Source organism: Candidatus Hydrogenedentota bacterium (assembly GCA_012523015.1).
Classification (GTDB): Bacteria; Hydrogenedentota; Hydrogenedentia; order Hydrogenedentales; family CAITNO01; genus JAAYBJ01.
On the sequence record JAAYJI010000080.1, the window covers coordinates 1 to 10,420 of the forward strand.

At 49.0% G+C, this 10,420-nt stretch carries 5 protein-coding genes; all 5 read left to right on the forward strand.

All coding sequences use genetic code 11. The features are described from left to right. Window positions 1-669 (forward strand): aminotransferase class I/II-fold pyridoxal phosphate-dependent enzyme (locus GX117_03530; protein ID NLO32416.1); only part of this gene is annotated, 669 nt, incomplete at its 5' end. 43 nt (window positions 670-712) lie between these two features. After that, complete coding sequence (locus GX117_03535; protein ID NLO32417.1) at window positions 713-2,917, forward strand: hypothetical protein; 2,205 nt, start codon at window positions 713-715, stop codon at window positions 2,915-2,917. 47 nt (window positions 2,918-2,964) lie between these two features. Further along, window positions 2,965-3,576: a hypothetical protein gene (locus GX117_03540; GenBank protein ID NLO32418.1), complete on the forward strand. Its 612-nt coding sequence runs from the start codon at window positions 2,965-2,967 to the stop codon at window positions 3,574-3,576. Window positions 3,577-3,579: 3 nt separating this feature from the next. Further along, window positions 3,580-4,299 (forward strand): HD domain-containing protein, encoded by a 720-nt coding sequence (locus GX117_03545; GenBank protein ID NLO32419.1) that lies wholly within the window; start codon window positions 3,580-3,582, stop codon window positions 4,297-4,299. A 224-nt stretch (window positions 4,300-4,523) separates the two neighbouring features. Then, on the forward strand, window positions 4,524-10,420 hold a 5,897-nt coding region (locus tag GX117_03550; protein ID NLO32420.1), incomplete at its 3' end, for a lamin tail domain-containing protein.

Below are 10,420 nucleotides of genomic sequence, written 5' to 3' on the forward strand. Positions count from 1 at the left end.
ACACCGGCCCGTGTCGAAGCGGCGATTACGCCCCGAACAAAAATGCTTATCGTAAACAGCCCCTCCAATCCCACGGGCGTGGTCATGGACACGCAGGAAATGCAGGCTCTTGCCGATTGCGCGAAAAAACATCAGTTGTTGGTGATCAGTGATGAGATTTACGAATCCCTCGCCTATGACAGCCCGCCTGCCACGATGGCAGGCAGAACAGACCAAGTTCTTGTGCTCAATGGCTTTTCTAAAAACATGGCGATGACCGGCTGGCGTTTAGGCTATGCCGCCGGTCCTGAATCAATCATCCAAGCCATGAACACCTTGCAGCAATATTCGTTCGTTTGCGCGCCCTCCTTCGCACAGAAAGCTGCCGTACTTGCGTTAAGCGCGGACATGACGGAAAAAGTCGATCGCTATCGGCGCAAACGCGATCTCGTATACAACAATCTCAAAGATATCTTCCCTTGCACAAAACCGGGCGGCGCGTTTTATATTTTCCCGCAAGCGCCCAACTGTGATGGTGATCTCTTTGTGAAACGAGCCATCGAAAACAATGTGTTGATCATACCGGGAAGTGTCTTTTCCGATAAGCCTGATTGTTTCCGTATTTCTTTTGCCGCCCCTGATGAAACCATCCAAAAGGGATGTGACCTATTAAAATCCTTGGCAAAATAGTAACCATGCCTGTGAACTTCCAATAAGGACAACGTTTACCTTTGTGAGCAATACGCCCAACAACAGCAACCCGATCGCTAACGGTGATACACAAGGGCTTTCGCCGCTTAGCGATCTCGAAATGACACGGCAGTATCCGAAAGAAGGCGTGTTCCGACAAATAACGGGCTTGTTCTTTCTGTTGCTATTTTTTGCAGCCATATATTTGACTGATAGGTTACCCTTGGGGGTATCAATCCGCTTTATAATTCTTTTCGCAGCTGGTTTGGTTTTCTTTTTGACCGGTTACGGCTTGTCACGAGGCGAAGTAATTACTGCTTCAACCGTACAAAGCATGGGTATCCTGCTGTTGCTCACAAGCAGTATTTATTTGGCGCTCAACGGTATAGCGGAAGGATCTTGGCTTGGTCCCGGGCTCTGTGTTGTGCTGCTGATCTTGACGGCCGTGTCGCTGCGGCGCGCCAAAGCCTCTATGCCCGCCTTGGCACTCGCTCTATCCTTGCTGTACTTGGCAATGCGCTTATTTCCTAAATTGCTTCCCGTTCATCAATCCTTCGCTCTCGCCCTTGCTGCGGTGTTCGCAGTCACGTGGCTGTTCTTATGGCGTTTAGACCGCCCCGCCTCATTTTTGCCAAGTTTTTTGCTCATTCTACTCTACAGTATTTTCGCCTTTTTTGGGGGAGATGCAGCGCGTCAAAGCAGCTTTGCCTTTGTTGTATTAACGCCGAGCCTCGTAATTATTTACGCCGTTTCTATGTTTCTCTCTTTGCAATATACGGCACGTTGGAAAATGAAGGGACTGCCTTTCATTGCCGTCAATGCCCTTGGTTTTGCCTTAACGTTGACACTGCTCATACCGGAAGTGCCTTGGCTGGGATCGTTAATCTTATTAATTTCCGGAATTTATACCAGCAAGATTGCCCGCCGTTATGAACATTTACAAGGGCTGGCAAGAATTTACCTGGGGCAAGTGACGCTTGCCTTTGCCGTCTGTATTGTGTTCATATTGCCGCCGGGATACAATTGGGTCGCCGCATCGCTCCTTTGTTTTTTACCCGCCCGTCTCGGCGCCTATCATGGAAGCCGCGCCTTTTACCTGACCGAATACGGGCTTATTATTGCGGTGACTACAGCCACCTTTTTAACCGATAAGCAACAATGGACCGGAGCGGAGTCGGCGCTCTTTCTTGCGCCCGCTCAGCTTTTCTTGCTCATCGTAATACTCGTTTTTATAATTCTTGGCCGACTGCATCATTATTGGGATCGCCATCAAGGTTCCGAGAATGACCCGTACCGTTGGTTCGCCCTGCAACAGCAGCATCAGCTGCAGGCGGCATCCTATTTTTTTGCAGTCGCCTTGTTATTGATGCTGCACACCCTTTGGGGGCGTAATGACAACGAATCATTTCCGGTCTTACTGGGATTGCAAGCCTATTTTTTTATTGGGGCGGCCATGGTGCTTGTCGATGGACGATTGGCTTTGATCGGGCTTGTACCCTTGATGGCGGGATATCTTTGTTATTATGCATGTCCCTATCTCATCCCCACGGCTTTTGAAGCGGCTCCGCTCCCTGACAGGGCGACTTTCTTGTTCCTTTCGAGCGCCGCTTTGATCCTTGCTGTGCTCGGCGACCATTTATTAGCAAAGCAAAGCAGAGGCAAGGCACTGCCTTCAGAAAAGCTCTTTGCCATGCTCCTGTATCTTCCGCTATTCATACCGGCTGCCTGGTCGTTGTGGTCAATTTCTTTTATGGCTTTCGCAGCCGCCGTCGGAATACTGGGATTTGCAGGTATTGTCTTTCTCGGCGGGAGACGGTGCACACTGCCCGGACTATCGACATGGGGACAAGGCGCTTCTCTGAGCATGCCTTTGCTGTTCCTGTGGTTCTTTCTCAAAATTCAAGCGCCCGCCTATTCAGATCCTTTTTACCTGCCTGCCCTACTCATTTTTCTGATCTTATTTCTAATTTGGGAAGCGTGGCTAGTTGCGCGCCTGTCCATAAGCCGGGGACTGAAAAACAGTCTGAGTTGCACCGGAGCGGTGTCGGTGACAGTTCTTGGAAGTCTTCTCCTGTATCCTTGGAACAGTGGGCCGATTTTCGCCGGGTCGCTCTTATTGCTTAGCGTACTCCTCGGAGTAACGGGCTTTGTTAAGGGGCAGCGAAGTTTTTATATACTAGCCCTTGTAATAGTGACGTTGGCGACTCTTTGGGCGTTGACAATGAAAGTGGGTCTTTCTATAGGCTGAAATAGCAGATACAGCCTTTAACCGGATACAGGACAAAAAGAGTACACATGAGTCGTACAGACAAGCAAAAAAAGGGAGCGTTGAAAATATGTGCCGTCCTGCGCAAATCAGGCTTTGAGGCGTTGTTTGCCGGCGGCTATGTGCGCGACTGCTTGCTGGGCCGCAAAGCGGGGGACATTGATATTGCTACCAATGCCAGACCCGAAGAAGTGGCATCCTTATTTCCACGTTCCGTCGCAATAGGCGCCGCCTTCGGCGTTATCATGGTAATTGAAAACAAGATTCCGTACGAAGTTGCCACCTTCCGCTGTGACGGCGTGTATGAAGATGGGCGTCGTCCTCTTTCCGTTCAGTTTGTCGATGCAAAAGAAGATGCCTTGCGCCGGGACTTCACGATTAACGCTTTATTTATGGATCCCGAATCAGAAAAAATTATTGATTATGTTGGGGGCCAACAGGATTTGAAAAAGGGTATCGTGCGCACTGTGGGCGAGGCTCGGCAGCGTTTTGCCGAAGACCGGTTGCGCATGCTGCGTGCAGTACGTTTCAGTGCATCCTTGGACTTTAGCATGGATGAAGCGTGTCTGAGCGCGATACAGGACATGGCGCCGCAAATTCATGGGATAAGCAGCGAACGTATTTGCGAAGAAATGAACTAAATTTTGGTGAGCGGCCGAGCGCGCCCCGCTCTGGAATTATTGGATAACACGGGACTTCTCCGCGAACTCTTCCCTGAAATAAACGCCATGAAAGGGGTCGAACAACCGCCTCAGTTCCACCCAGAAGGCGACGTTTTTCAACATACCCTCCTCGCACTCGAACAATTACCAGAAGGGGTATCTTTTACCTTGGCAATGGCCGCACTGTTGCATGACGTGGGTAAGCCCGTTACTCAAACGATTGAAGATCGTATCCGCTTTACCCGTCATGAACATGAGGGAAGCCGGATGGCGGACAGGATATGCAAGGGCTTACGCATTTCCAACCGAAAGAGAAATGCGATTGTGTGGTTGGTCAAAAACCACATGCGTTTGAAAGATTTCATGAAGATGCGTCCTGCCAAACAACTTCGATACATGGCCGACCCGGGTTTTGAAGAGCTTTTGGAATTGGGACGAATTGATGCGCTGGCAAGTAATAAAGATACGTCCCTGATCAGCGACATAAAAAAGCATGTCGAAGAGCTTCGGGCGATGCAGGACAAGCAGGCGTTGATCATCAACGGTCATGATCTGATACAACAGGGATACGCGCCCGGGAATCATTTCAGAGAGCTTTTGAGTCAGGTCGAAAATGAGTTGGTGGAAGGAAAATTTAAAACGAAAGAGGAGGCTTTGGCTTATTTGTTGCAACACTTTCCTCCGCCTCTAGGGAAAAAATAAGATCATTTTCAGGCGAAACAGAAAAAAAAGCTTTTGTATCAAAAGTAGCAATTCTTCTATTCGACCTTACATTTAGTGGCAAAATTAGGGTATAATCCTATAGTATTAGGTATCCCTTCGGGGATATTGTTGACAAAAAGGCGTAGAAATCGCTGGCAAGAAATGTGCTTGTCAGTGTTGCTGTGTAGTGCCGGAGGTCAACATCAGCAATGAAGAAGAGGACTATGCAAAAACATATTCTACCGGGTCAAGCCAGACAAGGGACGCATCTTCTTTTTGCGCGTAGAAAACAGCGTCATGAGCATCATCAATCCGGTGCTGCCTTGATCATTTCCCTTGCTATCTTATTGGTATTGCTTTCATTAGCGATCACCTTTATTCTAATTGTTCGTTTTGAAACCTATATGGCGAACCAGACCCATCAACGGACACGGTCGGAACATTTACTGGACGGCGCTATAGCGCAAGCGCAGTATCGTCTTAATCGTGATTTGGAAGTACATCCTGATGCGCTCAGCCTTGATCATGGCTGGCGTTCTTGGTTCAACGGTGCTTCCGTCATAGGAAAAAATTGGGCGAACTATCCCATACCGGGCAGTGAGGGGAAGCGCAGTATAGCCGTTAATCTAGCGCCCGTAGAACTCGTGCTGCGTGATCCTAATCTGTTACGAGACGGAATGCTCTATGTCCAGTTCAAACGTGATTGGCATGTGGAACCCTTGTTCCGTGGTCCGCGTACAGAATCGTGGCTGCACGTGCCGCGATGGCAAGGCGATGATATCTTGCTTTTCACGTCGCCCGAAGAGATACAGCTTATCAATAACACCGGTACCGTGCTGCACTTAAATGATTTGAACATCGCCCTGGAGTTAGAGGGACGACCGGAACGTTTCCACTTCCTCAACGAAAAAACACTCCTAGAAAATAAAAATAATCCAAATTATTATCCCTTTGTTACCCCTGCTTTTATGAAGAAGGATAGTTCCGCGCCTACCGTGGATGGGCTGCTCCCGCAAGAGGTTGTCAATCAATGGGCTGACGTGGATAGTAACGGCGACGGGATGCGCGATGCTATCTGGATGCCTATGGCAAGAGAAATCAATCATTGCGGAGACGGAATCGACAATGACCTTGACGGTCAGATTGATCCCATTGTGCGCGACGAAACGACCGGCGACTATGTGCCTGCTTTTGAGTCTGCCCCCTTCGTATATTTCAGCGGCGGGCTTCCCCTTGATATGATCGCAGAAAATGCCGAAACGATACACGAACTAAGCGGGCTTGCTTGGAACAATGTGGAAGGACGATGGAGAGATGAATATCCTGTTCCTGATGGGGGGCGTTTAGTCCTCACCATACCGCTGCCCGGTCTCTTCACCCAAGTTGATATTAATGGGGACGGCGTCTTCAATGAAGAAGATTGGTATGTGGAGAATGACGCTGACGGGCGGAAGGGACCTTTGTTCGTACGGCTGCCCGATACTTTGCATGTTCCGGTGACGCTCGGGGTGAATTCAGACGGAAGCTTTAATTATGGGCGCGTACCCGTTACCCTGAACAATGTGGATTCCATTGATAACGACTACGATTTGATAGTCAATAATTTCCGTTCCTATGCTTATGTGGGCGCTGAAAAGAATAACGGAATGCACAACATCAATTTGGATGCCATTCTGCCAATCGGCCGCGCACAGGATTTGCAGTTTTATTGTACCTTCCAAAACGGCAATACCAATAGCGTGTCTTACAATCAGGTACGCCAATATTTTTTGAACACAGTGCCTCTTCCCAAACGTGTAGATATCCATAATCTGCGGCTTTCTTGTTCCGGCGAGCCTGTTTCCGAAATCGTAGGCCGATATGCGATCCACATCACCGACGAAGCATCCAAAGCGAATTTGAACGCCCACGGCGCCTACGCCGAGGGCAAAGATGGCGTCTTAAGACGCAGCAACAGTGAAGGTTGGAGTCCTTTTGAATATGAAACACGGCTGATCCCTATTTTCGGTGTTGCTCGTTCACCGAAAATGTGGCATTATCGAACGGGATTTGACGGACCGGCCTATAACGGCGCGAATAATTCGGATTTCCAAATAGACGGAAGAATGCCTGGCTACGGTTTGATAGACGATGATGGAAATGCATTACTCGCGTCATTGCAAAAGCGAGATATCACCGGCGACGGCTGGACGATGGGTGATTGGTACGTGCCTCCATACGTGAAAAATAAAAAAATCGCCGATTATATTACGCTTCGTTTTGACAATGTCAACTCATTGGACACGCTCTTCAACAATCCGCCCCGTCCGGAAGCAACCGATAATCCCTTATGGGCGCGGGAATTGGCCAGTGTTAGAAACAGCTTTTTACGTATAGGCCGATTCCAAGGGATTGATGAGCCCGAGGAACTGCGGATGTATAATCCGCTGCACAATATCTTCGCTGACCAGTACAGCGACCGACTTTTTTTGCGCAAGGAATATTTACAGCGTATAGAAGACTTTGGTCAAGGACGTTGGAATTTCTTACAAAACCTCGTTACGGTTAATAGCGAGCGGCGAAACAGTTATTCTGTGCAAGGCACACAACTCCAACAACTCTTCCTTGAGATTGATCCCAATTACGCGACGCCCCAGCAACTCGCCATCACCCTCTTTGCCAAAGCAAATACCACCAATATTTTGGATAGCATTCCTATGCCCAGCAATGTATACCGTGCTTTTGCGGAAGGCTTGCGTCAGTTCGACACGGCATTTGTCGGGGATATTATGGGTGAAGGCCGCGATGTGGCAGGTAATGGCCGCTTTAATCCGGGACTGCGCTTTCCTGCTGACCCGGTATTGCAAAGCTTGCGTCTATCTGTGGAAGCGGTTGCCGCAAGAGATACCAGTTTTGGAAGAAGAAAGCTGGTCACGGAAGGTATCCTTCAAGCAAAGAACGAGGTGAATCTTGCCGGCCGCAACCTGCCGCCGGAACTGCTTAATGAACGGGAAAGAAAGCGTTTGGATGAGCTGATGCCTGTAAGCGCTGTTCAGGAGTATCTGTTTACCAATCTCGGTCTAACCGAAGATACGGTGCGTCTAACGGCTTGGGATCCGTGGTGGAAAGATATTACCGGAGAAGACCGCAATTTTGAATATGCCACAGCGTCTATGGATGCCATACGGATCAATGAACTTATGGTACGCCCCGTGCGCAGGGTTGAAGCCGAAATGCTGCCTTTGGAAATGCAAAATAGCTTTGAAACCAATCTCGGACCCAGCGGCTATAATGTCAATCTTGATCCCGCGCCCTACGTGGGGATGCCTGTCTTTGATATGAGCCATTTTCCTTTTGATGTCGACCAAAACAAATGGTCCTTACGTTCTTTTTACAAAGATCAACCGTTGCTTGGCGATCGTACGGCATGGGTTTTTGAAGCTTCGAATACTTCGTTTGATCTAGATTCTGATAGTGTGTTGGATTCCGTCTTTACCAATTCGGAAGATCTGGAACTCTTGCGTCAAGCGCTTTTCGGGGAGTCCGTTTCTCCCGCACTGGAAATTATGGAGTTTGATTTCGCTTCCCCATTCCAAGAAGCAAATCATCTTGATCCGCCAAATGGTTTGCCGGCAGGTCGTTATTATTTGACCATGAACGTGACCGATCAGTATGGCAACATGACCGTAGCTGATCCGGATGTACTGCAATATGCGATCAAATACAGAGCAATTTTCAAAAATGAAAACGAAGAGATTGTTGGAGGAGGGGATACGATTGTAGGAGATGTACGTTCACTCTACGATCCATTGGTTTACAACGCCGTCGACGCCGTTAATTTCCTTTTTCAAAATGTCGATAAGCCCGAGTACATCGCCACCACGGAAGCGCGCGACTATGGTTCCGCAGCAGCGCCGGGATGGGTGTTCTTGCCCAACACGGAGTTGAATATTGAAGATATCTACCATCGATTTAATCAGACCCTCCCCATGTTCTCCTACTGGGAGGAGTTGGCGGAAGATACAGGTTGGTCTCAAGTGGATGATTGGGAGTCAGCGTTGCCTAGTATAAAGGGGTGGTTCGATCAAGTTGTCGGCCTCCCCCTTGAATATACGGGCCCCCTTGTTTCTCTGCAGCAATTAAAAACGTACTTTGAGGAGCTTGCAGTTACTGATCCTGATGCTCTGCCGGATCCCGGAATCGTGTCCTTATTGCGCGAGCTTGTCCAATATGAATTGTTGTTCCAAATCACTCCTGATTATTTCCGCGATGACATTCCCGACGGTGTCGAACCATCGTCGAGAACCTATACGGTTGTTGTGCCTCCGCCGCCCACGCCTGACCCTGACCCGGACAACCCCGGTAACTTCATCGGATATCGCCTTTCTGTGGCTGTGCGAATGTCGCCAACACCACGGGGACTCTTCGTAAGCGCCTTGGATGATTGGCTGGATGAAGCGATAAATGAAGTAACCGCTAACAACGCGCTTCCCGCTGAAATCGAGCCTTTGCCTCAACCCAAAACCCTTGTTGAATATCTCTATGTCTTCGAACGGGTTCATCAAATGCTTCTTAGCCAAGCGGGTACAAAAGGAGAAGATTTTAGCAATCGTCTGAAACAGGTGCTGATAGAAAGTAAATTGTTCAGCGCTTTAGTACCGCCACGACTCGCCATAAACTTCTTTGATTTCAGTCAAGAACCTGATCACGAGTATGTGGAGCTTGCCAATATTTCGGAGGAAGTGGTGGATGTTAGCGGTTGGCGGTTGGAGGTCGGCATACCTGCACCTATGGGCGTTGAGCAAAACTCCTCCATTCAAGATCCGTACAAGAGCGTTTGGAAAATACCCGCGAACACCACGGTAGCGCCGGGCGGTTTTATTCTTCTTGCTTTTGGAGAAGAGGGCAGTGGAAACTTGCTTGCAACCAATAAAATGGGATTATTGGCGAATAATGATCCTTCGATCACCGTGCCGCCTATGGCGGATGTATCTAACGATTCTGTTTTTGCACCGCTCACAGACCTGACAGGAAGCGTTTTTGATCGTCGCGATGGGTACGAGTATATCGATAATGACGGGGATGGACTTTCGTCGGCAAATTTTGTGCGAAATTACGATCCGAATGATATAAGTCTTGCCCAGTTGGACGTGCTGGATTCTGACCGCTATTTAAGCGAAGTAAAAAGCCATAACTACGGGGAGACCCCCCCGGCCGGATTAAACATTCCGGCGGGAACCAGGATTGTCCGCTTGGAAAACGAAAGGTTATGGGCGGAAAACGCACGCTTTTCCCCGCCTCTTACGTGGGAACAATATGACCCTGTTGGAAGCGATCTGGTCAATATACGTATGGAGAACATAGAAGGAGAAGAAGGACTCGTACGGCTTGCACGGCTCGTGCTGCGCGGCGGTATCCTGCCCAATTACCCCGAGCAAGACGGTATCGACAACGACGGCGACGGGGCCTATGTGATCAAAGATCCTGAAGGCGGCATCGTTCGCTTTCTGAATCCCCACTACGCCGAAACAGATAAAGAAGAAATCTTTGAGCCCCTTATGCACTATGTGCCGGGCGCGCTCGACAAAGACATGATCGACAATAATCTTAATTATGCTTTGGATGAACGGGGCAATGAGATTTTTAATATTAACACGGGTTATTACTTGCGTCACGGCAATCCCCTTCGCAGCGAAGGGGTCGATGAAGGACGCTTGGGAACGCCGCTGTGGCATCCCGACGGATATTGGACCGGATTCCGCGGCTTTTTGGCGCCCGAGTCGGTAGGCTTGCCGCGCTTTTATGGACATGGTTCCTACGAAGGAACGGCGCTGCCAATTTTCGCGATCTCTAATAAAAATAACGATTACACCACCCAATATAGAGAACGATGGATCCGCCCCTTGCTCAATGACAGAAGCATCTATTACTACAGCCTAGCTGACGGATATTTCGCTTCTGTGGATTCTGTGGGTTCTGTGGGTTCCACCATTCCCGAAAACGGCTTTTATCCCTTTAAAAACGATGCTCTTCCTTACCTAGACTTAATCAACACGGATTCCATCCCTACCATTGCGTATGGTGAAGATTCGCCGGATTGGCAGGCCTTTGTCGAACGACGTTGGAATCCCGGCGATAATGT

What these genes read in the sequence shown, in the direction of transcription:
- GX117_03540 (NLO32418.1), top strand. Translation starts at nt 2,965, where the DNA reads ATGAGTCGTACAGACAAGCAAAAAAAGGGAGCGTTGAAAATATGTGCC.